Source organism: Achromobacter sp. JCM 18799 (assembly GCF_055395645.1).
In genome coordinates, this window is record NZ_AP043866.1 from 4,015,390 (window position 1) to 4,042,290 (window position 26,901).

Consider the following 26,901-nt stretch of genomic DNA (forward strand, 5'->3'; position numbering starts at 1 on the left):
ATTTTGGTGCATCGTTATCGCTTGTAGAAAGAATGCCAGATTCTCGCCACAGTTGGATCGAGGGTGTCATACGCATCTCAATTCGAAGCGCGCGATTGCAAGTATTCGTCGACGAAATCGAGGCGGTCATTTCCCCACCACATTTCGTCTCCGATCACCACCATTGGGACGCCGAAGACGCTGCGTGCAATCCCTTCGTCGATCGACTGCTTGTATTCATTTGCGCCATCCACGGAATCTGTGAACTGCATAAAGTCATCGACATTCCAACCCATCTCTGAGGCAATCGATCGCAATACCGGTTCACCGCTAAACGCTTGCCCCATACCCCAGGTCAGGTGAAAAGCGCGGCGTACATACTCGGCCTCGCGAGCTTCCCCTGCAGCATAGAAGAAACCTGTATTCAAACGTCGGGAGTCGAAGCTTGGAGGGAACTTCAGCGGTGTGCCATATCGTTGCGCCCAGCGTTGCAGATCCCTGGAAAGGTGGGTGAGCTTGACCGGCATATCCCGGTTAGACGGCCCCACGTTGCCAATCGCACGCTTGGCACATGCAATATCAATCGGCTTGTAAGAAACCGAAATGCCATAGCGTTGCACAATCTCAGGCAACCGAATGCTGGCGAGATAGGAGAACGGACTCACAAAGTCAAAATAGAAGGAAAGCATAGAAGGATTTCCTGGAAGAAAAACGGCCATGCCACAAGCTGCCATAATGCATTTTGAGTAAATGAAGGTCAGCCAGGAACCAGCGGAGGTTGACGGTAGACCGTCCGCTTTTCTTACGAAGTTAAAAAGCTGTTCATGCTTTCAGTGTCTTCAATTGATCACAAGAAGAAGTTCACATTCTTACCAAGAAGAAACCGCTCATCGAGACTCACGACTCTCTTGAGTAACTGCAATCCTGCTTCGCCTCTGACCCATTCTTCCTCACGACCATAGGAATAGGTGGTTTCATCATGAACACGGCGGTTACGCACAACGAAGACATTGAGGAAAACCTGATAGTTGCCAGTACTTGAGGCCTTGAAAACCTCGATGTTTGACAAGGACCTCCGAATCCGCTCCGGTGGGTCAACGGACCATTGCACGCCCGATTCAAATTGCCTGATGCGCGCATCCAAAAAGTCAAAGCGCTCATCAATCGCATAAACTTTGTCAGGAAGCTTGTATCTTTTGTCCTTGCGGTACCGAAGCTGTTGGAAGTAGGCTTGGTATTGGATATCTGGATGTAGCATTTTCATCCACTCTCGATACTCCTCATGGGCGAGCAGCCGAGCTTCTCGATAGAGCGTGCTGACGACTTCTTCGCTTTCAGATCCACGCACTGGTATGAGTTCGTTCATTTTCATCTCCTAGATTGCTGATTTGCCTGTTATTGACCCATGAGTTCATGCTTCCAGGCGTCCGGATCTAATTTCAAGATCGCCTTCCAGTTGTCTGCGCCCATAATTTCCTTGTAGGCCCGGTAAAACCCTCTGTAAGAGGTTTCACCAATGGCAGATTGCCCGATCACCCCAGGAAAGTCGGGATCCAACTTGTCGAAACCGAGCCCCAGTTGTGAGTTCAACTTCCCTTCACGGGTCATTCGCCCCCGGTTGTTTTGCGTCATGGTTTCCATGTTGTCACTGTCGTCGGCTTCAAGCATGCCAGCGCTTCCGAACGTCGAATTCATGCCTGATACAACGGCATTTTTCAGTTCAGCTGGCATCTCTTTTTCCACGATCGCCCACGTGAAGACCTCAATTTGACGAGGACCACGTGGCACCCACAACTTGAACGTGTTGGTACCTAAAAGGAAGGAATTGTTCGGGAAAATCGTGCCATTGAGGTGCGAGCCATAAATGCGACCGACTTTCGCTCCAAGCTTCTCCACCATCTTGGGCTTCCTGCTGGCAAACCACTCCCGGTAGAGAGTGCCCGCCTTGGAATTCACAGCATGTACCGCTGGAGCAACATCCCATAGGGCGCCAAAGCCATGCCCAAATCGCGATGTCACCTGTATACCAAGACCTTCGTTGGGCGGGGCCTCATTTCCACCAATTGCCGCAAGTTCGCCGCCAAGAGCCATCAGGGATGCGAGGTGAGTCCACCCCACGTGGTAGGCATCGCCGACGAAATTTTCGGCAGGTGTCTTCCAGTTGCAGTTCAATAATGATCGACTTGGCGGCCCGACCAACTCAATGCCGCCATTGATATCCATCCAAATATCCAGGTAGAACTTCACGTCACCAAGATAGTCATTCAAGCTAGGCGCTTCAGCGTCGAAGTTTCCGTAATAAAGACCTCTGTAACTTTCAACGCGGATTTCCCGAAGGCCGAATTTCGATTTATCCAAAGAATCACGATAGAGCTCTTTTTCCATCGGCACCACCTTCAAGGCACCATCCAAGCCGAAAGACCAGCCGTGATAAGTGCAACTGAACGCACGCGCATTGCCGGCTTCCGCCGCGACAAGCCGAGCACCACGGTGAGTGCAAACATTCAGAAAGGCTTTTACGGATCCATCGTCTTGACGCATGACAATCACTTCATCTTCGGCCATGTACCCAGTGGTGAAATCGCCAGGGTTCGGAATCAAGCTGTCATGGGTGAGGAATTGCCAGCACTTTCCAAAAATCTGTTCAATTTCAAGATCGTAGATCTGTTGATCCCAAAAAATTCTCTTGGCTTGTATTCCGCTTTTAACGTCAACGAGAGATTCCACGTCGACCTGGGTACGATTGGTACTCATCTGCTTCTCCTGTAATAAGTCAACCACTTAACACTGGCATGCCGAGAAGTTGTCCCTCAGCCGCCGAATTTTTCTAGTAAGCCCTTGCCACCGCTGGCAGGGCCAAGGACGCTTCGCACACCCATGCCACCATCGCAGTTGATGATCACGCCGGTTGCTGGTGCTGAGTTGCGGGCAGAAGCCAGGTAGACATAGCTACCGGTGTACTCCTCTGTGTCAGACAGCCTGCCGATCGGGGCAATGTCTTTGACGAGGTCGGCCAAGGGTACAGAGGTTATCGACTGCTCACCCATCCCAAGCGACTTCGGTCCACGCAGATCAGAAGCAATCCCGCCAGGTGCCACACCGTTGACGCGCACATAGGGGGCCAACTCATGCGCCGCCTGCTTAATCAGTCCCACTGCCGCGTGCTTGGCTACGGTATAGAGCACGCCGCCGCCACCTGCATAGAAAGCGGAGCTTGACAGGGTCAAGATAACTGACCCTCGGGAGCGCACCAACGCCGGCGCTGCGGCTTTGATGCCCATCACGTAGCCCATTAGATTGATTCCAATGACCTCATCAAAGGCTTCGCTGATGGCATCGTCCGGCAGGTCGACAAGGGGGACACAATAATCCCAGATGCCGGCGTTGCCGATGAAAGTATCCAGCTTGCCGAAACGCTCCACAGCCAGTTCGACGGCCTTGCGGTTATCGGCCAAGTTGCGCACATCGCCGGGCGAGCCCGCGACCCGTCCCTTAAAACTTTCAACGAGCTCATCAAGCCCCCGTGCATTTCGATCCAACACAGTGACGTTGGCACCTTCTTCTACAAGTCTTTTTACGAGCGCTCGACCGAGACCTGCAACACCACCCGTCAAAAAAACGCTTTGTCCTTCAAGCCATGCCATGTTCACTTATCCTTTAGTTAAAAATTAAATTGCGGTTTGCCTCCCCGGCAAAACCGGGGGATTACCTACTAGATTTATTTCGGCGAAAAACATACGACTCAAACAAAGCGATCGAAATGTAGTTGTTCAGATGGCACACGGTAATTTAGAACCAACAGCTTGTGCACCGCATCCGTCATAGGTGGCGGGCCGCAGAAATAAAAGTCGTATTGCCCTGGGTTCGGGCCGATGTGCTTCGCTAGCACCTCATGGATCAATCCGCGCTCACCATCCCAATTGGCACTCTCAGCGTTTACATCGGAGATCGCGCTAAATAATTCGACACGTCGCTTCAACTCAGGCTCACCCGCAAACACGTCTGCAACGCAATGATCCAGCGGCGTTCGGCCACCATAGAACATCAGCAGGCGCCGTTCGGTCATTGCCGGATTGCACACTGCGCCGCGCAGGATTGACAACATCGGAGAAAGTCCGGAGCCGCCACCAATGCAGACGACATCTCTACCGGTTTCGGTACGCAGATAAGCCGCCCCGTAAGGACCCTCCAACTCAATAGCATCACCTCGCTTCAGCACATCGAACAGCACCGCGGTTCCACAACCACCCGGTTTGCGTTTGACGATGAAATGCCATTCGCCAATGCCATTGGGCAGGTTGCTCATCGAGTACGCCCTTGTGCCGACCACGCCAGGCAAGCGAAGCAGCGCATACTGGCCAGGCAAAAACTCAGCTGGAGCCTCCGTACGAAACTGGAACTCGAACATGTCTTGCGTCAGTGGCACGACATCGACCAACGCCGCATGCTGACGCGTCGGAATCACCTGCGGGACATAGCCCGGCTTCAAGCGCAGCTTGATTCGACAGTCACTACCTGGTGTGCTCTGGCAGCCGAGGTGCATGCCGCATTCACGAGCTTCGGCATTCAAACCCGGCGCATTCGACCACAAATCCTTGACATCGCCCTCCAGCAACTGAAAGCGGCAACTGCTGCACGATCCGGATTGACATTCATAGGGAAATCCAAGCCCAGCCTTGAGCGCCGCAGCGAGTAGCGTTTCATCAGTGGAACACTGAAAGACGGGCGTGTCACCGGCGCCAATTCTGACTTGAAAGCTTTGTGGACTCATAGCCGTCTTTGCTTGAGGGCGCATCATATTTTGACAAACACCTGGCCATCTTTGACGACCACAGAAAAAACCTGCAGACGCTCTTTGCATGGGAGGCTTTTCGCCTCGCCAGTGCGCACATTGAAGCTGCCACCATGCATCGCGCACTCAACAAGTTCACCCTCGAAGTAACCATCGGTCAGCAGTGCGACCTCGTGCGTGCAAATATTGCTGGTCGCCAGGTATTCGCCGTCAAGGTTATATATCGCCAGCGGCGGAAGATTGGCAACGTCACACGCCCTCATCTGGCCGGGCGCCAACGAATCTGCCGCGCAAATTGGTACCAGGGTCTGTATATCACCTGCTGTGGCGTTGCTCTTAGTCATGTTCACTTATTTCCTTTCAATTAGCATCTCTACAACTGATGCTTGGCAATCACCGCATTCGCAGTTGCATATCTTCATCTCATCCACCTAACATCATTAGTGGTTAGGAACCTATACAGATGTTAACCCGAAGCACAAGAATATTTCCATAGGGAATACCCCAATAAGGCTAAAGATGCACTAGATAGTCATTTTGAACGGCCGCGGGTTTTGAGGAGGCTCAACTCATTTCGTTATACACAACGCCGTGCCGCCTGAAGCTCACGTGAGAACCTGAGGCCAGCGGCGAAGTCCAGGATGCGCTGCATGCCCAGCCAGATGGTTTTCACGCCCGGCTCGCCATCGCCCGTGGGTGCTAGGGAAACGCAGATTTATTCGCAGAATTTGCCAACCGCGACAGGAGTCAAACGTTATAGACAGGTACCTGCCGTTCATTCTGGAGACCTTGAAGAAGTTCCCTGACCTCAGGGCCAGCCGCTTGTACGCCATGGTCAAAGTGCGCGGCTACCAAGGCGGACCTGACCACTTTCGCCACCTCATCGCCCACCATCGACCCCGCCCCATCCCTGAGGCGTATCTGCGACTGGTCACCCTCACCGGTGAACAAGGCCAAATTGACTTGGGCCACTTTGGTCACCTGCAAATCGGTAAAGCCAAACGCCCCCTGATGGCGTTCGTGGCCGTCTTGTCCTGGTCACGGCACATCTTCTTGCGCTTCTCGCTGGCCCCGCCGATGAGCGACCTTGCCCGGAAGACAAAACCCTGACGGTGGGACAGGCCTTTGAACAAGAGAAGCCATGCCTGCTGGCCTTGCCTGCGAATCCTTATCCGGTAGAAAAGCGTGTGGTCGTTGCGGTGGGCAAAACCCCCTATGCCCACATCATTTGGTTTGCCCTCGTGTGTTGTCAATTCATCCCACGCATGCGCCATGCCGTGCAGGCGCAGCTCTTTGAGTTCAGTGCTGACATCACAACGCATGGCTGATCTCCTGGGTCTGTACGACCTGTACATCAGCGCCCAGTTCTCTGAGACTGTCGTAGCGTTGGGTATTGGCCAGCGGTGGTGCCTTAAGCGCCAGGGTGGTTTCAACAGAATCTGGCACAGGCTTGGCATTGAGGCGGGCCAACACGTTGAGAACATGCTCGGCACTGAGTGCGCCAGATTCAACAACCAAGTCCACTGCCACCAACACGGCCTCCAATCCGGCTGTAGGCACAGCGGCCAATACCTGCGCCATGCTCCGGTCACCTCCGGCGTGTTTCATCAGCCCAAGGCGCAGTCGTTGCAGAGATTCAGGCATGTCGGCACGGCGCACCGTTTCTCAGCGCTCCCGGTTTACGCTGCACCAGCGCGATGTAGTGCTGCCAGTCGTAGCAGGTATGACCCCGGTCTGAGGCCCGCTCGTGGCTGGCCACCACCAAGTCACCAGCGACGACGTAGACTCGGCTGGGATAGAGCCGGGTGCTGACCCTGTGGTTGGCCCATTCACAGGGTACCGAGTAACGGTTGCGATCCACACTGACCAGGCAGGTGCTTGAGACCTTGGCAGACTTCTCCACATAGCCGTCAAAGGGGGTGGGCATGAGCATCATCGCCAGGCGTTCCTGTTCCAGCATTTCCAGCACGCTGAAATGGCCAAACTCAGGGTGGCGCAGTTCGCTCCAACAATCGCGACAGCGCTGGCCCAACCAGGCATTGAGTTCATCGAAAGAGCTCCACTTGCGCTTTTGGGCATCCAGCCAGATGCGCCTGCGGCTGTCTTGGACGTTCTTCTCGACCACGCCTTTCTCCCAACCACTGGCAACATTGCAGAAGTCGGCATCAAACAGGTAGTGCGCACACATGGCCGTGAAGCGGGCATTGACCACACGCTGCTTGCCCTTTTGGACTTTATCGACAGCCGTCTTCATGTTGTCGTAGATGCCCCGCCCAGGGATGCCTCCCAGCGCCGCAAACGAGCGGGTGTGGGCATCAAACAGCATTTCATGGCCCTGGCTGGGGTAGGCCACCAGCCAGAAGCCCCTGCTGGCGCACAGTTTCATGTGCGAGAGTTGGACCTTGTTGTAGTAGATGCCTCCCACCAGCAGACCCTCGGTGCTCCAGTCAAACTGGAACGCTTCACCCAACGCAAAGCTCAAAGGCACGAAGGCGCGGGGTGCTTTGCCAGCGTTGCCTCGCCACTCTCGCACAAAGTCGGTGACGCGGCTGTAACCGCCGCTGTAGCCCTGCTTTTTGATTTCGACAAACAATGCCCGGGCTGTGCGACGGTATTGCTTGGTGCGCAATGCATCAGCCTTGAGTGCCATCTCCAGCGCCGCGTGAAACGCCGTGAGCTTGCCTGGTGCCGCCTTGCGCCGGTACTCGGGCTCATCGCCCTCTTTTGCATCGCGCACCCATTTACGGATCGTGTTTCTCGATAGCCCCGTGCCTTTGGCTATCTCACGCAGCGACCTCTTGTCGCGCTTGTACATCCGTCTGACTTTTCCAAACATTTCCATGGTGATCACCTTGTTTGCTCCTGCCCAAAAAGTAGGCAGAGCGAGTAAAACACCTGGCTCAGTTTTGGGTCGGCACAACCTCTAAAAAGTGGCTCAGTTTTCGGTCGGCGGCAACACGCAAACGGGTCAAATCATGAAGCACGCCATTAGCAATTGCCTTCAGGTCTGCAATCGGGTCTGCCGATGGTGATTGACGATGACTGGAGCACCGAGCAGGTGGTGGCGGTGGCTGAGTTGCTGGAGGATTTGCTGCTTGCAGAACGTTTGGACTCGAATTCGCATAAAACGGGAATGCACATTATTGCGGCCGATGGCAATCGGGCGAATCTGGTTCTCGATCCAGTATCAGTTATTATTACTACGCTGGTAACAAATTCGCTATCCGCGTAAACAATCGACTGAACTCCGCAGAGGGTAAGTCACCAAAACTTGGATCGTTATTGCCTTCGAAAGCAACTGCGATCTCATCCCAATCAGACTCTTGGAAACGATCTTTCGCCAATGGCAATACTACAGTCTCCTCAAGCTGCATGTGCGCCCACACTGCATCTCCCAGTGTGCGGATTTGATCCTTCAGTACTTGATCAGACGCAGAGTCTCCTGACTTAACATCATTCGCCAAACGAACGACCTCGTTGACCAAGGAATGTTCACGGACATGCTGGGCTTCAAGCTCAAGCAACAATTTCTCGCTCTCAGGTGCACGTTGACGCAGACGGCGGTGAATAAAGAGCTCTTCCTTGGGATGGTGCTTCTGTAGCGGAAATGCCTGCAGGTAGGCCAACATGGCTTCAAGGCTGCGAATATCCAAACTGCCTTCGGGCTCATAGGCTTGTTGGACCAAATCTAGCATGCCCCGCACCACCACAGCAATTGAACGATGTTCATCCTGTATGACAGAAAGTGCTCGCTCACTTGCTTTGATCGGATCACTGGCAGCTACACGTGTAATCAGTAACGCCACTGGAGATTTCTTCAGCACGCGTTCTGTTTGTGAGCTGTGCAACCAACTCGCAAGCCCGCGTACACCGCGCGAAGCCATGACAATTAGATCGCAGCCGTGCAGTTTGACTGCTTCCAAAATGGCTTCTGCTGGATGGTCACATACCTTGTGCTCAGTTTCACACGAAACCCCTGCGACCAGTGCAATGATCTTGGCCTTTGACAATACCGCGTTGGTATCCCCGATCGCCGCATCAAGGAACTCGCTGGGTGCCATGGTTCTTAGCAATGCACCCTCACCAGTTGCAGAAAGATCTGGAGTTGCATGGAAAAATGTAATTTTTGCGCCGAGTTGAGATGCCAAACGCACAGCCGAGCTTACGTTTGCAGCGGACAGCATTGATTCATCTACGGGTACTAAGATATGTGAGTACATCGTGTTCCTTATCTATTCGTGTCGTTATCGTTTACATGCGTAAGAAATATGAGTTAGCTGAGATGTCAGTCCAATGCACCGAGCTTTAGTGAGCCAAGGTAGAAAATCGCCTGTAACTTGTTAATTTGTATCATCATTTATCATGATAATCTCGATATTTTGAATTTATAAAGTATCTTTTGCAGGACTTGTCTGATCTGAGAGCGTCGGACGATTTTGCCCAACGGGCACGTCATCCGAGTTCCCCCAAAGCCTTTAATGACCAGGATGTCAACGCCCTGGCGGGCCAGCAACGCAGCACAGGCCAGACCTGTGGGCCCGGCGCCAACGACGAATACATCTACGGCGATCGACTTCAACGGTGCTCTCCTGCGGGCGAATGAGCGCCCATTACAAGGCGAATATGTATAGGAACCTATGTAGTGTATGGCTAGAGCCAGAATGGCTACATAGTACAAACCCTGATCGGCGAGTTCCGACCGCACACCTAATCGCGCATTACATGGACATCTCTAGGAATGCAAGAGTCAGCGGTGTGAAAATTCAAGGGGTTGCAACCTTACATACGGACTATTTGTATTGATTTTGCAAAGAACGTCTTTGCGGTCCACGGCGTTGGACCCTCAGGGAAACCTGAATTTGTCCGCCCTGAAGTTCGCCGCAGCAAGCTGCTGGAGCTTGTGGCGTCCTTGCCGCCATGCCTGATCGGAATGGAAACGTGTTCTGGTGCCCATCACTGGGCGCGCGAGTTCGAGAAGCACGGGCACATAGTTCGCCTGATGGCCCCCAAATTCGTGGCGCCGTATCGGATGTCTGGCAAACGCGGAAAAAATGATGCCAACGATGCAACAGCCATCTGCGTGTCGCCGCAGCAATGCCGGACGCCCCAAGCTGCCCATTCGCCTGATGGCCAGCCTGCTGTACCTCAAGCACAGCTTCAACCTCAGCGACGAAGAACTCGTTATGCGCTGGAGCGAGAACATCCTGTGGCAGTTCTTCAGCGGCATGGATTACTACGAGCATCGCCTGCCCTGCGACGCCACGCAGATTGGACGCTTTCGCCGCGACCTGGGCGAGGAGGGCTTGGAGCTGCTGCTCAAGGCCACCATCGACACGGCCGTTGCCATGGAGGCCGTCAAACCTCAAGACCTGGAGCGCGTGATTGTTGACACCACTGTGCAGGAGAAGGCCATCGCCCATCCGGTGGACAGCCGCTTGCTGGAGATCGCTCGCCATAAGGTGGTCAGTGCCGCCAAGCGCGCAGGCATCGGGCTCAAACAGACCTTTGCCAAGGAAGGCAAGGCCTTGCGCTGGAAGGCCGGCGGCTACGCCCACGCCAAGCAGTTCCGGCGTCTCAGACGCGTACTCAAACGCCAGCGCACGATTCTTGGCATCGTCATTCGCGAGGTGCAACGCAAAATGCAAGGCGAGGGCTTCGCACCTGAGCACCCCAAGGCCGCAAGTGACTTGTCGATGTGGCTTGCGCGAGCTGAACGCATCCGCACGCAACAGCGTCACAGCAAGAACAAGCTCTACGCGCTGCACGCGCCGGAGGTCGAGTGCATTGGCAAGGGCAAGGCACGCAAGCCCTACGAGTTCGGTGTCAAGAGTGCGGTGGTGGTCTCACACCAGCATGGCCTGATGCTGGGTGCACGCACCTTCCCCGGCAACCCCTACGACGGCGGGTGCGATTCAAACTGATGTGGCGTTATTCTCGGCCATCTATCCATCCAACCAAGGGGCGACGACATGACTGAGCCATTAATGAGTGACGCGGAGTTGGTAAGAAGATTAGGGGCGCATCCTGATCTGCGAAGCCGAATGGAGTCCCTGCTGCTGGCCGTCGAAGATGAGACGGGAGAGCTCAAGACTGCCGATGCGGCTGAAATGCGGGTAATCGAGGAAATGCGACGCACCGGCCAAGTTGCGCTTCAATCATGGGCGACACGCCAGGTAATGCAGACCTCGCAAGAGCTCAAGCAAACCGCTGGCGTATGGAGCGAGGGTAAAAAAAACTCTGCTGGCACACCACCTTTGGTGACATCTGCATTGACGAGCCTCAATACCGCAACGCCACCAAAAGAGTCCGCCCGTTTGCGCAAAGCGCCCAAGTCAGCAACCGCGGCTGCTCACGCCCGCTACAGCGCGTAGTCACCGACTTCGGTGCTGACCAACCCTTTGCCCAAGCCATGGACAAACTCGTTGAGCACTATGGCGTCGTGTTGAGTGAAAGCACCATTGCCCGCATCACCGAGGGCCATGCCAAAAAGATATTTGAGTCGGCCCCGCCACCCCAAGGCTGGCCCACACAACCGGGCACCAGCACCGCAGTCATTGTGCAGACAGACGGGGGCATGGTGCCCATCATGGAGCCTGATGTCAACAGTGCAGACAAGCGCAAAGGAAAGAAGCTTCAGTGGAGAGAGGCAAAAATATGCCTTGCACACCCGCAGGGGAGCAAGACACTGGCCTTCGCCGGCACGCTGCTGGGAGACGTTGACACAGCCGGGCAATGCCTCTTTGAGTGTGCTGTTCAGGCCGGCTTTGGTACCGGCACGCCAATTCATGGCGTAGGCGATGGAGCGCCATGGATAGCCGATCAGGTTGAAAAGAAATTTGGTGCACAGGGCCGCTACCTGGTTGATTTCTTTCATGCGTGTGACTACCTCAGTGCAGCCGGCAAGGCCATCATCAGCTCAGGGCAGGAACACAAAACGTGGATGGACAAGCAAAAAACGCGACTCAAAACAAACCAGGCAAACGACGTATTGCACGAGCTGCAAACGCATCTTGAATCGCCACAGGTTCAGGACAGCGAGGCCCCGGTAAGGCAGTGCCACCGCTACCTGTTCAACAGACCAGACCAACTCAATTACCAAGACGCAATCAAGCGCGATTTACCCATTGGTTCGGGGGAAATTGAAAGCGCCCACCGCTACATTGTTCCATGCCTATCCGGTTAACGCCCAAAAGCTCGGTGCGGCCACTACAGGTAGCGTCTGGCGCCGGGTCAAGCTACCACCTATAGTGTCCTTGGGTGCCAACCGGATAGGCATGCATTGTTCAACAGCGCATGAAACGCCCGGGCGCTTGGTGGCGTGCGCACAATGCCGAGCACATGCTGGCATTGCGGCTCAATCGCGCAAACCGTCAGTGGGACAGCTATTGGCAGCGAATTTCAAACAACCAGCATGATCAACTCACCACATCAGTTTGAATCGCACCCTACGACGGCCACATCCTGAGCGCAGTCCTGGAACAGGCAACGAACTTGATGCAAGACTTGCCTGTCAAGCTCAAGCACATCGTGGTCGATCTGGGCTTTCGCGGCGTGGACGCCGACAACCCGGACAAAGAGATCATTCACCGGGGCAAGTACAAGCGCCTGAGCACCAAGCAAAAGGGCTGGCTCAGACGGCGCCCGGCCATCGAGCCAGCCATAGGCCACTTGAAGTCTGATCACCGCATGGATCGCTGCTGGCTGCAAGGCGCGCTGGGCGACGCTTTGCACTCCATCAGTTGTGCTGCTGGCTACAACCTGCGCTGGTTGCTGCGCGCCATTGCCCGTCGGGGCATAGGGGCGGTTTTTTTGCGCCTGTTGCAGGCTGCGTTGTCACCGCCATGGACGAAGGGAACATTACAGCGCTCTCATGCTTGCGTTGGGACTTGGTGTTTGAGCAACGGCGCCGGGGCGGTCGAAAAACCGAATTTTGGCCAGACCGCATGGGCTGGATTTTGAAAAATGAATTTTGCAGGGCCGACTAACTATAGCGGGTAGTCTGCGTTTCCTCCCTCTTTGAATTGGAATTCTTGAATTGAATGGCACTTACTTAAGCCTCACAACCTTGAAGTCACGGGCGTAAGCATTTGAATTTGAAGAAAAAAGGAGGTGGCTGACCAAGGGATTGATAGGATGGTTGTTACGAAGCTTCCAAACCATCTTTCGAAAGGCCAGCCACCATGAATCGTAATGCACGAAGCGCTTTGCATCAACGTCGAAGCAGGATCGGACGCCGGGCACGGGCAACCCCGGCGGTGGAGTTCTTCAACGTGCTGACCAGCCCGGAATTGCTGGCGACAACCGAAGCGCTGCTGCCTGAGCATCGCGAGCGGCTCTATCCGCCCACGGTTGCGCTGTCCATGTTCATGCGTCAGGTGCTGGAGGCCGATGGCTCGTGCCAGAAGGCGGTCAACGGCTGGGCAGCGCAACGCGCAGCCGATGGTCTGAGCCCGTGCAGCGTTCGCACCGGCGGATACTGCCGGGCGCGCCAGCGCCTGCCGCTGGAGATGGTCAGTACGCTCACGCGCGAAACAGGGCGCTTGCTCAGCCAGAAGGCGCTGGCGCCATGGCTGTGGCGCGGGCGTTCGGTCAAACTGGTCGATGGCACCGGGATCTCGATGCCCGATACTCCGGAGAACCAAGCCTTGTATCCCCAGCCCAACACCCAGGCGCCCGGAGTGGGTTTTCCTCTGGCGCGACTTGTCATGGTGATTTGCCTGGCCAGCGGCGCGGCGCTTGATATGGCGGTAGGACCCCACAGCGGCAAGGGCAGCGGCGAACTCGGACTGGTGCGCGGCCTGCTCGAAGGCTTCTCCCCAGGCGATGTGATGCTGGCCGATGCCCTGTACTGCAATTATTTCTTGATCGCCACTCTGATGGCCACAGGCGTGGATGTGTTGTTCGAGCAAAACGGCTCGCGTATCACCGACTTTCGCCGTGGCCAGTCGCTGGGCACGCGCGATCACTTGGTGCACTGGCCCAAGCCTGCGGCGCGCCCAGAGTGGATGACGCCCGAGCAGTACGCTCACTTCCCCGACGAACTCATGGTCCGTGAAGTCAAAGTCGCCCACCAGGTGCTGGTCACCACGATGCTCGATCATCGCAAGGTCAGCAAGGACGATCTCTCGGCGCTGTATGCGCGTCGCTGGAACGTCGAGCTTGACCTGCGCAACCTCAAGACCACCACGGGCATGGATGTGCTGAGCTGCCAGACGCCGCAGATGAACGAGAAACAGCTGTGGGTCCATCTACTGGCCTACAACGTGATCCGGCTGCTCATGGCGCAGGCCGCCTGCAATGCCGGTGTCGACCCGCGCGAGCTGAGCTTCAAGCACACGGTGCAATTGTGGACCGAGTGGGTCTCGCGCGGTCTGTCGGCAGCGAAGGATGGCGGGCGGCTGTTCACATTGATCGCCCAGTGCAGAGTGGGCAATCGATCCGGACGTATCGAGCCGCGAATGCGAAAGCGACGACCCAAACCCTACTCATGGTTAAAGGTCCCGCGTGCCCATGCTCGCCGGAAAATCAAGATGCATGGTCACGACTGGGATCCAAAGTAAGTGCCATTCCGCTTAAGCCTTGCGCCACAAGGGGTTGCAGGAGTGCCAGATCGTCGGCATGCCAGACGGTGCTGGCGGCACTGATGCGAACCACTACCCGGGCGCGCTGGGCCGGCGTCATCTTTGAAGATGCTTGCACCAGTTGCGCCTGTGCATCTTCCTTGGCATCGAGCCCCACCGCATCTTCCAGGTCGATGATGACCGCATCGGCACCAGAAACCAGTGCTTTGGCAAAGCGCTCGCTCCGGTTGGGGTCACCGGCCTGGAACGGCCCGTAGGGTAGATGCTGGCGTGCGCAGCGGCGGTACGCGGCGGCGGGGCGGCACCATCAAAGGCGTAATACATCGGCTAACTCATCCACTCCGCCAGGGCTTCGAGCATCGACACGTCAATATGGCTGCCCCGCCCGGTCTTGGCGCGCAACAGCAGGGCCGAGAGGATCCTGCTGTAAGCGTACATGCCAGCGGGGCAATATCGGCCACCGTTTGGAGCCGTGCGCAACGCCCGCCCTACAATTTGCGCAGCGCAACTCTTGCACGCTGCGCAACCGGTCACGATCGCTGGAATAGGCACTTGCCGCCTGGAAGTGGCACCGCTGGCCAGTACATTGGCCAGACTCTCGCACTGCTGCAAGATGTGAAACACGTCGCCATGACAAGGCTTGTCCTCCCAAACAATCTTCTGTCCGGCGCGCAGTCCAGTACACTGGTCAGCCACCGTATAGTCGGGATTGAAGCCTTGATCACGGGCGTACAGCAGATGGATGGCCCAGGTGTCGGCATCACGGTGTTCCTCCAACCCTACACAGTAAATTCATGAAGCCAGATGTCGAAATGCTATTGAAACGCTCGGGCTCCTTCCGTAAATTTGGAGACGACGCGCGAGTCAGGCAGTGCAGTTTCCGCAAAGGGAGCTTTGGCATTTTCAAACCGGTCGACCTTAATTGCGCATGCGTTGCTGGTAACGGCAGCGTATGGCCCTGCGCCTACCGTCCACGCTGCCGCCCCATATCCCAACTAACCGATGACCCACGCACCACAGCAGCCACTTGCCTCCCCAGCCACTGCTCAACTACCGGCCGCCATGGCACAAGGCTGAAACCTATGCCGTCGTCCAGCATCGCGAAACGGCCGCTGGCGAGTTGGACTGAGCGGCGGTAGACGCCGTCTGCGCGCCCACCATCACGTAGCGGACGGTGAATTAACCCAGTCTCATTTTGAATCGCTTTGCCCACCTCGGTCAGTTCCCGATCCCGCAAAGTGGACAACAGGTTGCGCGCTAAAACCACACGCGAGCCGCGCCGCTCGGCCAAACCTTGCTCCATGAGGAAACCCATCCTGTCCTGCAAGGCATCACGCACCTGGGCACCAAAGCCCAGCGGCGACAGCTCCATGGCATCGCCCGCCATTTTTTGGTCCAACCATGTCGCGCCCTGAACGCGCACTTGATGCTCGATGGATAGGTGCGAACGCAGTTCGACGGTAATCCTCGCAGCCCGCTGTACATCATGGGCCTGAGCGCGCGACGAAAAGTCAGCTGGTACGCGCCACACACCATCAGCCATACGCTCCACGACCCTGGATCGGCGCAGTGCTTCGAGCCGACGCACGTGAACATCTACCGAAGTTTGTGGGTCTGTTGCGCCTTCCTGCCGGAACAGTGCAAGGTGATCAACGGTACGGTAAAGACCCTCACGCACGATACCCGCGATGTTGCGGTCCACCGCTCGTTCTCCTCCAGTGACTTTCACTTCCACAATGCCACCCACCGGCAGTTCGGCCAGGTCAACACCAACCGGCAGGCGAACATAATGCGCGCGGCCATCAATGCCATCCACCACCAGATAGCCCCGGTCATTGAGCTTATCGGCCAGGCCCTTGGCGGTGATGCGACCGATGATGGGTGTTGCTGGCTCAGTTTCCAGTACAAAGTCCCGTTGCTGCCCCTTCAGCGCCTTGTGCATCGTGCGCAGGATATCGCCGCGCTCGCCCATGGTGGTCAGTGTCTGTTCCATGTTTGAGGATAGTCGCCATTGGTTCGCGTCGATGCGCCCGGCCAGTTCCATCGCCTCCAACCGCTGCAACCGAGCACGAAGAAGGGTCTGGCGCTGTCGATCATTGGGTTGCTGGGTCAGGTCCACAATATCCACGGTGGCCTGTCTCTGTAGCGCCCGGTCCAGACTCGTCAGCCGCTCCTGCTCAACCTCCCGCAACAAACCCTGCCGGATATCCAGCTCGGTACGCGGCCCCAGCCATTCGGTCGCCAGCTCGCTGGCCCGCATGCGCATGCCGTGCGCCATGTAGTCCGGCGCAATTACCAGGTCCTGGCCCTTTCCCCGGCCCTCCCCAGCGCGCCCGCGCAGCACAATGTGCGTGTGCGGGTTGTCCGTATCCCAGTGATCGACGGCCACCCAATCCAGCTGAGTTTCCAGGTCGGTGGCCATGCGCTGCATGAACTCTCGCGTGTAACCGCGCAGGTCTTCCAGCTCCCCGGCATCCTCCACCGAGACAATGAAGCGGAACTGATGGCGGTCCCCTTTACCGCGTTCCTCGAATGCCTTAAGGTCAGCGGTGTCCGTCTCCAGCCCGTAGGCCTGGCCGCGTTGCCCGTCGCGGGTTACGCCGTCACGCTCGATGTAACGCAAGTGCGTTGAAGCAGATTTAGCCCCAGCCTTCTTCAACACCACATAGCGGGACTTGATGACCACGCGTCGGGCGGTAACCGCCAGCGTTTGCCCCGCCCTTCCGGCTGCAACGCGCCCCCGACCGAACGTCGATGCAGGCCGGGCACCACCCAAGCCAGAAGCCTTCGCACCGGACTTCGAGACCTGCTTCAACACCTGCGAGACGAAGCGCTGCGCACGTTGTCCATTGCCTGCGCCGGAATCGCCCTTGGGCGCTCCCGACTTGACTCTGAAACGGTCATCGTCACGTGAGACCATGGCACAAGCTCCCGCGCAATGCAGCGAATCGCATCCAAGACGGCACGCGGCCAACCCTGATGCCCTGCGGGTTTGCGCTCCTTCGCGGCACACCGGCTGCAAGCCGCCGTGCCGCGTCAACCCCACGTGCAGACTGGTGTTGCGGCCGGGTGCGTGCCGGCCCTTTTATCTTGCCCTCTGTCTTCACCGGTCCCTGACGCCTTCGACTTCCTGCCCGGTTCCGAATCCACGCCAGCCGCATGCGATGCTTGCAGCGCTGCCAAACAGGCAGCGCTGCAGCCCGAGCTGCACGCTGGCGGCAAAGCATCTGCACGACAGAAGATATGTTCATGGCGTGCTCCACGTCCAAATCGGCCGCGCAACGCCAATCACATCCGATGCACGGATGGGGCCGACGTAACGACTGTCGAACGATGCCGGATTGGTATTGCTCAAGAGAAAGAGTTCACCGTGCGCCAGGCGTCGGCACTGCTGCCAGGCCGGTAGCGAACGGCCGCGTCCATCAACATGCATCATGACGGCTACCGTCAAGTCGTCGATGCGTACCGATGCGCCATCAACGCACACCCGTTGTGGTGCCACAGCACCAATGCGCTTGAGCAATGGGATGCCAGCTGGCAGGTAACCGCGCTGCGCCGCCAGCGCTGCAACCGGTGCCGGAAGTCGGGCCAGCACGATGCTGCCAACGTGCAGCGAGTCTGCAGGCCCGATGCGGTACCAGCCGCGCGGCACGCTGTCGCTGGGGTTGTAGACCAGGCGCACGCGGTTGGGGATCGCAAGCGGCATCAGCAGTGCCACCAGGCCGATGTCCATGCAGAGAATCACCGCAGCCCGCTTCATTGCAGCGCTCCGCGCGCCATGCGCGCCGCATGTCGCTCGAAGGTGTATTCTGGCAGCGGCTCGCGTGCAGCCAGCCGGTTGCCAACCGTGCGCCAGTACGTCACCGCCACGGTACACGGATCGATACCCAACTGCTCAATAGCGTCAGTCACTGCAAGCACGGCCTTGACCTGCAGTTCACCTTCGGCAAGCAGCAGGATGCGCGCGCCTGGCACAACACCCGCGACGCGCTGTCCGCCGTCGAGTGGCATGGGTGCCTGCAGCACCATCAACTGCCAAAGTGCTGTGCCGTAATCATTAGCAATCCACTTCACGCGGCAGCAAACCGCGCCAGGTTCGAACACCGCGACGCGCCGCCAGCGGTTCAGTACGGTCTCGCGCACCGGCTTGCCGAAGCGCAGCCACACATTCACCCGCAGCTCGACGAAGGCAAGGGAAACCTGCATAGGTACGGGTCTATGCGCCGGCAATTCAGGACGCATCGTCTGTACCACTGCCTGCATGTTTGGTTGCATCATGACGTGCCCTCCTGAAACTCGCGCTCCAGCAGTTCACGCAACATCTCGACGGCCGTAACGCCGCGCTGAAACGCGACGACCTTGATGCGTCCGCGCATCACCGGTGTGACATCGATGGTGAGCCGTGCGGTGTAGATCGATGCCTTTGCGGTTGCAATCACTGCATCGACCTGCTGCACCCAGGCAGATGCTGGATCGGCACCGGGCCTGCGGCCAATTGGTGCCCGCCGCTGCGAATTGGACGGCTGTGGTTTGGTCATCCCAACACCTCCCGCACCGCCTGCGTCAGCGCCGCGATCTCGCGCGCGGCTGCGCAATTTGGTGCCACTTCAAACGCCAGCCGACCAGCAGCCACACTGTCGGCAAACACAATGCGCTGGGAGACTTCCACCACCAATGCGGGAAACGGTTGGTCGGCCAGCGCGGCACGCGCCTCGCGCCCGATAACCGTACCCACCACGCGCCGGTTGATCACAAAGGCCGCGCGCAGTTGCGGCCGAAACACCCGCGCCTCGGTGATCAGCTGCACCATCTCATGGCTGGCCCACACGTCATATGCACTGGGTTGGACTGGAATCAGCACCAGGTCCGCGGCCAGCAGCGCGGAGCGCGCGAGTGCCGCGACCCGAGGTGGTCCATCAATCACCACGAAATCCGCCTGCAAGGCGATTTGCGGCGCTTCCTGGTGCAAGGAGTCCCGCGCCAGACCAAACACGCCGTACAGACGACCGTGGCCGCTTTGCGCCCGCCGCTGTGCCCAATCAAGGGCAGAACCTTGGGGGTCGGCATCCAGCAGCGTCACGCGGCTTCCCGTCAAAGCGAACTCACCCGCGAGGTGCGTGGCCAGCGTGGTCTTGCCCGCACCGCCTTTCTGGTTGAGCAGCGCGATCACCTTGCCGGGTGGTTTTTCTCCTTCTGTCAAACGGTATTCGATGTCTTTAGACGAAGGATTGCCCGTTTTTTGAGCAGCGGTGTTTCCTCTTTTATCCATGGTTATGTCTTTAGTTAGATTAGTTAAGGAGGTCCGAGACCGTTGCTGGGCGTGGGCTGGCGCTCGATGCGCACGTGTGATTACCCGTGTCGTTTGCGGGCGATTCCCCGAATGTCGTGCGGGTGATTCCCGAGTCCGGACACAGCTTGTTCACCGACTTGTCAACAGCGGCTATGGATAAGTCGGACTGGGGTGTACCGCGTGGCCAGCTGCGGAATCTGAGCCAGTCCGTGCTGCCGACGTGCTCAAGCGAGAGCCAGTAGCCCGGCAGCGATTGGCGATGCACCAGGCGCCGCAACTGAACGGCGAAGTCGGCATAGCGCTGCAAGCTGCCCGACTTCAGGTGCAGGTGACGCAGGTTGAAGCGCCAGCCCTCCACTTGACGGCCACCGTGCTTGCGCACCAGGCGGTACAGCCAGCGCTCGAAGCCACCGGTAAGCTTGAAATAGGCCGGGTCCAGGGTCAGGACCAATGCATCCTCCATCACCCCGGCATAGAACCAGTCCGCCAGGATCAGCTCGATGCCGCAGGCCCGGCCATGGGCACCGGGCAGTTCCTTCCACTCGTTAATCCAGGAGAAGCGGTGCATGCGCCGCCCTGCGGGCTGGCGGATCGACGTTGCGACCGTGGTGGATTGCAGCCGGTCCAATGCGGCCTTGAGCATCAGGTAGTCCTTGAAGCCGGTTCCGCGCTGCACGAAGGTCAAGATCTCGTGCGGGGTTGCCGCCATCAGGCGCGAGGTGCGCAAGCCCTGGTCCCGTGCTTGAACGATGTGGCTTGCGGCCCAGATCAACACGTCGGCGTCCCAGATTGTGGCGATGCCGTGTTCCGGCACCCCTTCGACCGTCAAGGTCACCCCACCCGCCGCGAAGCGGATCGGCACCACCCTGCGCGACTTGGCCAGCGAGAAGAACGGGTAGGCCATCAGGTCCTGCGCATCGCGCGGGGCCATGTCACCACCTGGTAATGCGCGGAACAGCATGAGCTGGTCGCGTTCACTCAAAGGCTTGACCATGACCACAAGACTTTTGGTAAATCGGACACTTAGTCAACACCGATCAGCGAACTGAAGCCCGCTGGGGGCAGCCGGGGTCAGAGGTCATGCCGTAAGCACGGCCGTCGGCCCAGGTGCGCAAGTCGCCCACCGCGTAGAGCACACGCGCACCGAATTTCCGGTAACGTGGACCACCACCCAGCACACGTTGCTTCTCCAGCGTGCGTGGCGAGAGGCGCAGAAAGGCCGCCGCTTCGTCATTGGTCAGAAACTCGGGATTGCCCGGGGTTGCAGCAGACGGTTGCGCAGCCCCGGGTAAGGGACGCAAAGGCAGAGAATTCGCAGTTGCCATGAAGGCCTCCATCGACGGTCATCGTCTGGCAGCGAAATGCCGCCAGATGGAGGGAGTCTCAGGAAAGCCTGGTCAACTGCGAAGGGAGATATTCAGTGCGCGGGTTCGTCTCCGGGGGCGCTGTTGTACTGCTGGCGTACCCCAGCCAAAACCAGATAGCCGCCGCGCATCAAACCCTCGGCACGGGTCAGGAGGTGGCGAACTTGCGCACGCAGCTCACTGTCCGCTGTCCAGCGCTTACCCACAGAATCAACGCCGAACAATGCCCCGGCAATGTCGCGATGGTGCGCACCAGCCTGCCACGCATCGAGCGCCTGCAGGGCGTGCAAATGCAACAAGGAAGCGCGGGTAATTCTTCTGGCGTCAGCAGAAGGCCATTTCCCCTGGATGGCGTTGGCCTGCACCTGGTACCCGGTTAATCGCGAGCGCAGGTGGGCATCGAGCGGCACGGTCAAGCCATAGGCTGCACCATCTTCCAACTCAGAGGACAGCGACGCCCGCAAGCGGTTCGGTCCGTAGTCTGCTGTGATGTTCAGTTGCGAGCCTGCATGCGACAGGTGCTTGCGACCGGGAATCTTCCAGAAGCTAAATACTGGCCAAGTACTTGTATCATGCGCGTTGATAGCGCGCACTTGTAGCGGCGCGTCAGCCGCTGCGGTCCAGAGCGGGTGTGCCCGGCGAGCATCGAGCCGCGGGTCTTCGGCTACTTTGCAACCCCCAGCGGGATACCGAGGCGCGGCGTTGCCTGCTGAGCCAGTCGGCCTGGTAACCCGCATGGCGCCGCAAATACTCCCATGCCAGTGCAGGGCCGTCCAGGTCCAGCGTGTAGAAGTAGGCGGCCGCAGCGCGCCACGGCGCGCACAAGTCGGCAGGGTCGTGATGAATCGTCATGGCGATGGCTCCCTTCGGTATTTTCGGGAGGATGCCACGAATGGCTTCGCAAAGTGTTACCTAAATAGTTACATATTGCGACTGGCAAAAGGTCAGCAAATGCGTTTACCGCAAGGGTCAGTCGTTGATCGATCCATCGCGCATTGCCTCGGCTGCGTAGGCCGACAGCGGTTGACGTGGCTTGAAATGCGGATCGACCACGATGCGCAGGCCACGCGGCCCGCGCACACCCTCTAAAGCGGACAGGCTCACAGACCCCAGCTCTGGAAATCCGGTTCCGGCATCGCACAGCCCATAGGCCTGGTCGCCATCGGCGTCCAGACTCACCAACAACCAGACGGCACCGGCGTCCAGGGTGTAGAGCTTGACAACGGGGAACGGATCGATGGCTTCGCCACGCGCGCGGGCCACGCCGTTGGTCAGCATTTGCGTGCGCTGCAGCTCAGTGAGGAAGGTCATGGTGCCTCCGTGGGATAATTTACAGAATATTACTGATACATCACCGCCCTGAACATCCCCCCAAACCCTAATGAATGTTTGCATTCAAAGCAAATGAGTTAAATATAACGTGGTTTAAAGTATTCTAAACACCGACGCTCCTGTCCATGCAAAAGCGTGGAATTCAGCGAGGAAGGCCAACAGGCGCGACGACCTTTGAAGCCGCGCCTGCGCAAGCGTTCGGGGCTGCGGTACGGGCCGTGAGAACCGAAGACGGCATCGCCCAGGAAACGCTGGCGCATCTGGCGGGTATCGAACGCTCGCACATGGGCAAAATTGAGCGTGGTGAGCATATGCCCACGCTGGCCCTGGTATTCAAGATTGCCCGGGCGCTGGGCCGTAGCGCCGGTGAGCTGATGCTGGAAACGGAAGCCAGGCTTCCGATGGAATGGCATCAACCGCCGAACGACGGTTGATGCCCCGTGGCGCCTACGCCACGATGCGGCCCGACATCCGGGCTTCGCGCGCATAGGCGCTGATGGACTTGTCAGCCTTGAAATGCATATCCCGCTCCACCGGCAATCCAAGACGGCCGCGCAGGGTAGCGAGTTCAGCCAGGCTCACATAGCCCAGCTCAGGGAAGCCGAGACCCAGGTCGCACAGTCCGAACGCATGATCATCATCAGGATCAATCTCGGTCAGCAGCCAGGTCGCACCCGCATCAGGCGTGAACAGCTTGACCACTGGCGGTGGATCGAATCCTTCGTCAGCGAGGGATTGACGGTCGTTGGCCAGCAACTGCGCGCGTAGTTCGTCGGAAATAAGGTTCACGATCGCAACTCCTTGAATGGACGCTCCCGATCGGAGCGCTGCGATCCAGGCGCACGCGCAAAGCGCGGCCGTCACACCCCGACTCGGTCGGTGCGGGCTGGGGGTTGACGGGCGGGCGGCGTACGCCAAGCTGCGCGGCTTGTCCGATTGGGATACGGCCAGGTCAAACAGGAATGCGCCACCATGAACACCGGCGACTTCGCATAGCACCACGGCAGTCCGGAATCCATGTGTCGAAATCGCAGGCCGATCAGGCACCGCCTGTTCGGCGGACTTCCAGGGGCGCCAAGCACCGCGCGGCGGGGACGGGCTTAGAGCCGGTCCCCTGGAGGGCAAGCGAAGCGCGCAGGCGTCAGGGATGGAAGCCCAAAGGGGCGAGACGCCATCGGTGGCTCGATGCGCAGCACGACAGCCCGACCCGGCATCGCCGGGAGACGCACAAAAATCCGTGGAACCTGCAATGCGTTTTTACTCAAAACCTCAAAAACACGGAACCGCATTCACGCATTTTCCAAGAACCGCAGAATCGTACATTCTTCGTAACTACTCAGCATCCCTTGACGCGATAAGGGACAATTCACGGCAATGCAAACCCCATCAAGCCTGAACCAGTTAAGCCATGCCGAGAAGGATGCACTGATTTTGATGTTGCAGGAGCAGATCAAGGCATTGCAAGAAGCGGTCATGCAATTGCAGACGCAAGGCAAACTCAATAGCCGCAACTCCAGCAAGCCCCCATCAAGCGATGGCCTGAACAAACCCGCGCCGAAGTCACTACGCGTTGCGGGCGACAAACCCACAGGCGGACAAAAAGGTCACACCGGCAGTACCTTGCGCCAAGCCACCCAGCCCGACAAAATCGTTGTTCACGGCGTACCAGAGCATTGCCAAGCCTGCCATCAGGAATTGCCCTTTGCCTATGTGAGCGAAACCCGTCAGGTCTTTGATTTGCCCGTGCTGCAATTTGAGGTGACCGAGCATCATGCCATGCAAGCCATCTGTCGCTGCGGGCATGTACACACAGCAGAGTTCCCCGCCGGTGTAAACGCGGCTGTGCAATATGGACCACGCGCGCAGGCGGCCATGGTGCACCTCAATCAAAACCATGCCGTCTCGGTACAGCGCACGGCGGCGCTCATGAAAGACTTCTTTGGTCTGCCCGTGAGTCAAGCCACCGTACTCAAGGCCGCCATGACAAGTGCGGGCATCTTGCAACCTACGGTAGATGCCATCGGCCAAGGCGCTGTCAACGCAGACGTGCTGCATGCTGATGAAACCGGGCTACGGGTGGCAAAGACGCTGCACTGGCTGCATGTGCTGGCCACCGACACGCTGACCTGGATGGGCTGTCACCCCAAGCGAGGAGGCGAGGCGTTCGATGCACTGGCGCTGCTGCAGCAATTCAAGGGTGTCTTGGTGCATGATGGCTGGCTACCCTACAAAGCATTGCAGTGCCAACACGCCCTGTGCAACGCCCACCACTTGCGCGAACTGACCTATCTGCTGGAAGAACAAGGTCAAGCTTGGGCCGGCGACATGATCGAACTGCTCACCCACGCCAGCCACCTCGATAACCTGCAGTGTGCAGACGGACAATCACCGAACTACAACACCAAGCAGTATCAGTGCGAGGTACGCGATCTGCGCGACCTGTACGAGGCCATACTGGCTCAAGCCCAGACAGAAAACCCCGTGGTGCCCTCTACTGGCAAACGCGGCAGACCCAAGCAAAGTAAGGCCACCAATTTGATTGGCCGACTGCGCGATTACAGAGATGATGTTTGGCGCTTCATGACCCAGCCCGGCGTGCCTTTTACCAATAACCTGGCCGAGCAGACCGTGCGCATGCCCAAGGTGAAACAAAAAGTCTCCGGCTGCTTTCGCACATTGTCAGGCGCACAGGCCTACTGCGTGATTCGCTCGTATTGCGCCACCATGCACAAGCAAGGGGGCAATGTCTTTGATTCACTTGTCGCCGCTTTCAAGGGCGTGCCGACTCAGCACAGCTTTCGCTGAAGCGTGATCGCAAGCCTAAATTTGGGCTGAGTAGTTACAAAAATGCAAAAAGAAAACAAACAAAACTTCGGTATCTATTCACGGTGTCAATGTCTGCATGCGCATTCCTTCCAAGGTTTTGAAAGCTGACCGGGTTCCAAGATTCGGAGCCCGTTGTTGCCTTCGGTTTGGCCGGCGTAGCGATCTGGGCCGATCGTTGCCGCCGTACTTCCTGAGTTCATCGCCCGCGAAAAACCGGACGACACGGCCAGCCCATCAAGGAGACAAGCGCAGGGGGTGGGGCGGCCCGCAGCGCAGCGAGGACACGGCCCTGCGCGCCTTGAGGGGTTGGCTGTGTCGGCTAAGGTCGCGGGAATAGCGATGAAGGAAGGCAGTACGGCGATCAGGGCAAAGTCGCCACTGCGACGGTCAAACGCCGCGCGGCGAGCGCACCCCGCGTGCCACAGGCACGCCTGGCTGGAGGTGTACAAAGCGCTGGCGCGACATGAACGCCATGCACGGGCCGATCAGGTACAACCTGTTCGGCGGCATTAAGGGGCGCCAAGCCAGCGCGGCGGGGTGGGCTGCAAGCCGACCCTTGGAGGGCAAACGCAGTGCGCAGCCTCAACCATCCGATAGGCATATCAGGCTGTCCAATGCGAAGCGTCAAACATTCATCGACCGGATGCGCAAAGTCAGGGATGGCGAAGTCATGCAGCCATCAGGCAGTCGGTATCCGACTGCCCGCCGCGCCGCCCAGACTGACAAGGCTGGGCGGCGCGGCCGCGTGGCATGGCCACCCGCAGCCGCAGTTCCCTGAAATGAGAAAAGAAGGGGCAAAGCCCCCTCGCCTGTCAGCCCTTGAGCCGTTTCATCTCTTCAGCCAGTATCCACAGCGCCCGGTTGACCTTGACGTTCTGGTCAATGCCCTGAATGGCACGGGTGTGGCTTCTGCGACCATTGGCTGTGCGTGCCGACAATCCCCCTTGAACAAGGTTTTCTTGCACGCGGTTGAAGGTGCTCCACAGGTCGGGGCGGTCATCGCCAAGGCGCCGGGGTTGCAACAGTTGCGCTTCCGTGATGGGCGCAGGCTTAACCGGGTCATCGTATTTGAGTGACAAGGCGGCGCGGGCGAACACTTCGGATTCGCCGTGCTCCAGCGTGATGGCCGCCATACCTTCACGGCGTTCGCGCACCAACTCAAACCCGTCCAGCACGTCATAGGCTCCTGCGAGCACTTTGCCAATAACATCGCCTTTGTGCGGAATGCGCAGGTCGGCCACGGTGTCGCCGCACACCAGCCCATTGCTGCACACAAAGCGAAACATCCCGGCCAGCATCTGGTAGCTGCTGGTGCCGTCGTGGGAGTTCAGCAAGATGATTTCGTTGGCTTCTGCGCCGTTGATCTGGTTGGCGTGCCGCAATCGCAGCATGTGCTTGGTGTGTTCGCGCTTGCCGGTGTCGCGTACACGGGTCTGGCACACCATGAACGGCTGAAAACCTTCTTTGCGCAGGGCACCCAAGACTTCCCCGGTCGGGATGTAGGTGTAACGCTCGGATCGGCTCTGGTGCTTCGCCTCCGCATAGATGGAGGGAGCTACCCGGTAAATCTGGTCATCCGATAACGGATGGTCAGCACGTAAGAGAGGGGTCGCATTTGCGAAACGGGAACTGAGTTGCATGGTATTTCTCCAAAAGTTACAAGTTGTGGTTCAAAGCTGACCGGATTCCAAGATTCGGAGCCCGGTGTGGCTTCGGTGGGTTCGGCGCAACGACCTG

26 protein-coding genes and 7 pseudogenes are annotated in these 26,901 nt (G+C 58.1%); 9 read left to right on the plus strand and 24 right to left on the minus strand.

Features of this window, described 5'->3' with window-relative positions; genetic code table 11:
- Window positions 1-77: 77 nt before the first annotated feature.
- The 9 genes and pseudogenes from ACZ5YA_RS18845 to istA all read right to left on the minus strand — a co-directional run bounded on the left by ACZ5YA_RS18845 (window position 78) and on the right by istA (window position 7,613).
- Window positions 78-668, minus strand: coding sequence for a 2-hydroxychromene-2-carboxylate isomerase (locus tag ACZ5YA_RS18845; RefSeq protein ID WP_007179242.1), 591 nt, complete (start codon window positions 666-668; stop codon window positions 78-80).
- A 158-nt stretch (window positions 669-826) separates the two neighbouring features.
- Window positions 827-1,345 carry an aromatic-ring-hydroxylating dioxygenase subunit beta gene (locus tag ACZ5YA_RS18850; protein ID WP_464091076.1) on the minus strand — a complete coding sequence of 173 codons (519 nt, stop codon included), beginning with the start codon at window positions 1,343-1,345 and terminating at the stop codon, window positions 827-829.
- Window positions 1,346-1,374: 29 nt separating this feature from the next.
- Entirely contained in the window at window positions 1,375-2,733 is a 1,359-nt protein-coding gene (locus ACZ5YA_RS18855) for an aromatic ring-hydroxylating oxygenase subunit alpha (RefSeq protein ID WP_464091077.1), read from the minus strand.
- 56 nt (window positions 2,734-2,789) lie between these two features.
- Entirely contained in the window at window positions 2,790-3,623 is an 834-nt protein-coding gene (gene hcaB / locus ACZ5YA_RS18860) for a 3-(cis-5,6-dihydroxycyclohexa-1,3-dien-1-yl)propanoate dehydrogenase (RefSeq protein ID WP_086926839.1), read from the minus strand.
- Between the two features lie 98 nt (window positions 3,624-3,721).
- Complete coding sequence (locus tag ACZ5YA_RS18865; protein WP_464091078.1) at window positions 3,722-4,750, minus strand: 2Fe-2S iron-sulfur cluster-binding protein; 1,029 nt, start codon at window positions 4,748-4,750, stop codon at window positions 3,722-3,724.
- A gap of 23 nt (window positions 4,751-4,773) precedes the next feature.
- Window positions 4,774-5,115: a non-heme iron oxygenase ferredoxin subunit gene (locus ACZ5YA_RS18870; RefSeq protein WP_086926838.1), complete on the minus strand. Its 342-nt coding sequence runs from the start codon at window positions 5,113-5,115 to the stop codon at window positions 4,774-4,776.
- Window positions 5,116-5,348: 233 nt separating this feature from the next.
- Window positions 5,349-5,474 (minus strand): annotated as a pseudogene (locus tag ACZ5YA_RS18875) (IS4 family transposase); the annotation flags it as partial.
- Window positions 5,475-5,748: 274 nt separating this feature from the next.
- Window positions 5,749-6,093 carry a hypothetical protein gene (locus ACZ5YA_RS18880; protein WP_007179249.1) on the minus strand — a complete coding sequence of 115 codons (345 nt, stop codon included), beginning with the start codon at window positions 6,091-6,093 and terminating at the stop codon, window positions 5,749-5,751.
- Window positions 6,083-7,613 (minus strand): annotated as a pseudogene (gene istA, locus ACZ5YA_RS18885) (IS21 family transposase). The gene ACZ5YA_RS18880 and the pseudogene istA overlap by 11 nt, the downstream one beginning before the upstream one ends.
- A gap of 183 nt (window positions 7,614-7,796) precedes the next feature.
- Between istA and ACZ5YA_RS18890 the strand changes: the two are divergent.
- Entirely contained in the window at window positions 7,797-8,003 is a 207-nt protein-coding gene (locus ACZ5YA_RS18890; protein ID WP_157896431.1) for a hypothetical protein, read from the plus strand.
- On the opposite strand, the gene ACZ5YA_RS18895 is transcribed toward ACZ5YA_RS18890, so the two are convergent.
- Window positions 7,972-8,991: a universal stress protein gene (locus ACZ5YA_RS18895; RefSeq protein ID WP_086911705.1), complete on the minus strand. Its 1,020-nt coding sequence runs from the start codon at window positions 8,989-8,991 to the stop codon at window positions 7,972-7,974. The genes ACZ5YA_RS18890 and ACZ5YA_RS18895 overlap by 32 nt on opposite strands.
- Window positions 8,992-9,131: 140 nt before the next feature.
- Window positions 9,132-9,476, minus strand: coding sequence for an FAD-dependent monooxygenase (locus ACZ5YA_RS18900; RefSeq protein WP_236748516.1), 345 nt, complete (start codon window positions 9,474-9,476; stop codon window positions 9,132-9,134).
- Between the two features lie 78 nt (window positions 9,477-9,554).
- On the opposite strand from ACZ5YA_RS18900, the pseudogene ACZ5YA_RS18905 reads away from it, so the two are divergent.
- The 6 genes and pseudogenes from ACZ5YA_RS18905 to ACZ5YA_RS18930 form a co-directional block, all read left to right on the plus strand.
- A pseudogene (locus ACZ5YA_RS18905) lies at window positions 9,555-9,851 on the plus strand (IS110 family transposase); the annotation flags it as partial.
- Window positions 9,823-10,674 (plus strand): annotated as a pseudogene (locus tag ACZ5YA_RS18910) (IS5 family transposase); the annotation flags it as partial. The pseudogenes ACZ5YA_RS18905 and ACZ5YA_RS18910, both read left to right, overlap by 29 nt.
- Before the next feature lie 138 nt (window positions 10,675-10,812).
- Window positions 10,813-11,142 carry a hypothetical protein gene (locus ACZ5YA_RS18915; protein ID WP_157896430.1) on the plus strand — a complete coding sequence of 110 codons (330 nt, stop codon included), beginning with the start codon at window positions 10,813-10,815 and terminating at the stop codon, window positions 11,140-11,142.
- 38 nt (window positions 11,143-11,180) lie between these two features.
- Complete coding sequence (locus tag ACZ5YA_RS18920) at window positions 11,181-11,954, plus strand: hypothetical protein (RefSeq protein WP_086911703.1); 774 nt, start codon at window positions 11,181-11,183, stop codon at window positions 11,952-11,954.
- A 260-nt stretch (window positions 11,955-12,214) separates the two neighbouring features.
- A pseudogene (locus tag ACZ5YA_RS18925) lies at window positions 12,215-12,730 on the plus strand (hypothetical protein); the annotation flags it as partial.
- 221 nt (window positions 12,731-12,951) lie between these two features.
- Window positions 12,952-14,331, plus strand: coding sequence for an IS4 family transposase (locus ACZ5YA_RS18930; protein WP_086911694.1), 1,380 nt, complete (start codon window positions 12,952-12,954; stop codon window positions 14,329-14,331).
- Window positions 14,332-14,404: 73 nt separating this feature from the next.
- Here ACZ5YA_RS18930 and ACZ5YA_RS18935 read toward each other — a convergent pair.
- The 11 genes and pseudogenes from ACZ5YA_RS18935 to ACZ5YA_RS18985 form a co-directional block, all read right to left on the minus strand.
- Window positions 14,405-14,796 (minus strand): annotated as a pseudogene (locus tag ACZ5YA_RS18935) (aldolase/citrate lyase family protein); the annotation flags it as partial.
- 520 nt (window positions 14,797-15,316) lie between these two features.
- Window positions 15,317-17,272, minus strand: coding sequence for a relaxase/mobilization nuclease and DUF3363 domain-containing protein (locus ACZ5YA_RS18940; protein ID WP_086911693.1), 1,956 nt, complete (start codon window positions 17,270-17,272; stop codon window positions 15,317-15,319).
- Between the two features lie 327 nt (window positions 17,273-17,599).
- Window positions 17,600-18,112 carry a S26 family signal peptidase gene (locus ACZ5YA_RS18945; RefSeq protein ID WP_086911692.1) on the minus strand — a complete coding sequence of 171 codons (513 nt, stop codon included), beginning with the start codon at window positions 18,110-18,112 and terminating at the stop codon, window positions 17,600-17,602.
- Window positions 18,109-18,615, minus strand: a complete 507-nt coding sequence (locus ACZ5YA_RS18950; protein WP_086913973.1) for a DUF2840 domain-containing protein — start codon at window positions 18,613-18,615, stop codon at window positions 18,109-18,111. Before ACZ5YA_RS18950 ends, ACZ5YA_RS18945 begins: the two co-directional genes overlap by 4 nt.
- Before the next feature lie 11 nt (window positions 18,616-18,626).
- Entirely contained in the window at window positions 18,627-18,890 is a 264-nt protein-coding gene (locus tag ACZ5YA_RS18955; RefSeq protein WP_086911691.1) for a chromosome partitioning protein ParB, read from the minus strand.
- Entirely contained in the window at window positions 18,887-19,621 is a 735-nt protein-coding gene (parA, locus tag ACZ5YA_RS18960; protein WP_236748648.1) for a ParA family partition ATPase, read from the minus strand. Before parA ends, ACZ5YA_RS18955 begins: the two co-directional genes overlap by 4 nt.
- 202 nt (window positions 19,622-19,823) lie before the next feature.
- Window positions 19,824-20,636 (minus strand): annotated as a pseudogene (locus tag ACZ5YA_RS18965) (replication initiator protein A); the annotation flags it as partial.
- A gap of 43 nt (window positions 20,637-20,679) precedes the next feature.
- Entirely contained in the window at window positions 20,680-20,967 is a 288-nt protein-coding gene (locus ACZ5YA_RS18970) for a helix-turn-helix transcriptional regulator (protein WP_418134768.1), read from the minus strand.
- A gap of 92 nt (window positions 20,968-21,059) precedes the next feature.
- Window positions 21,060-21,599: a DNA -binding domain-containing protein gene (locus ACZ5YA_RS18975; protein WP_236748649.1), complete on the minus strand. Its 540-nt coding sequence runs from the start codon at window positions 21,597-21,599 to the stop codon at window positions 21,060-21,062.
- 13 nt (window positions 21,600-21,612) lie between these two features.
- Window positions 21,613-21,858 (minus strand): transcriptional regulator domain-containing protein, encoded by a 246-nt coding sequence (locus ACZ5YA_RS18980; RefSeq protein WP_236748650.1) that lies wholly within the window; start codon window positions 21,856-21,858, stop codon window positions 21,613-21,615.
- A 117-nt stretch (window positions 21,859-21,975) separates the two neighbouring features.
- A complete protein-coding gene (locus ACZ5YA_RS18985) occupies window positions 21,976-22,317 on the minus strand; it encodes a DUF2958 domain-containing protein (RefSeq protein ID WP_086911689.1) in 342 nt (113 codons plus the stop codon).
- Between the two features lie 146 nt (window positions 22,318-22,463).
- Here ACZ5YA_RS18985 and ACZ5YA_RS18990 point away from each other — a divergent pair, with 146 nt between their 5' ends.
- Window positions 22,464-22,772 carry a helix-turn-helix domain-containing protein gene (locus tag ACZ5YA_RS18990; RefSeq protein WP_086911688.1) on the plus strand — a complete coding sequence of 103 codons (309 nt, stop codon included), beginning with the start codon at window positions 22,464-22,466 and terminating at the stop codon, window positions 22,770-22,772.
- A 13-nt stretch (window positions 22,773-22,785) separates the two neighbouring features.
- Here the strand turns inward: ACZ5YA_RS18990 and ACZ5YA_RS18995 are convergent, their stop codons facing one another.
- Window positions 22,786-23,130 (minus strand): DUF2958 domain-containing protein, encoded by a 345-nt coding sequence (locus ACZ5YA_RS18995; RefSeq protein ID WP_418134783.1) that lies wholly within the window; start codon window positions 23,128-23,130, stop codon window positions 22,786-22,788.
- 582 nt (window positions 23,131-23,712) lie between these two features.
- On the opposite strand from ACZ5YA_RS18995, the gene tnpC reads away from it, so the two are divergent.
- A complete protein-coding gene (gene tnpC, locus ACZ5YA_RS19000; RefSeq protein ID WP_013801324.1) occupies window positions 23,713-25,143 on the plus strand; it encodes an IS66 family transposase in 1,431 nt (476 codons plus the stop codon).
- An 833-nt stretch (window positions 25,144-25,976) separates the two neighbouring features.
- Here tnpC and ACZ5YA_RS19005 read toward each other — a convergent pair.
- Complete coding sequence (locus tag ACZ5YA_RS19005) at window positions 25,977-26,804, minus strand: DUF932 domain-containing protein (protein WP_086911686.1); 828 nt, start codon at window positions 26,802-26,804, stop codon at window positions 25,977-25,979.
- Window positions 26,805-26,901 lie beyond the last annotated feature (97 nt).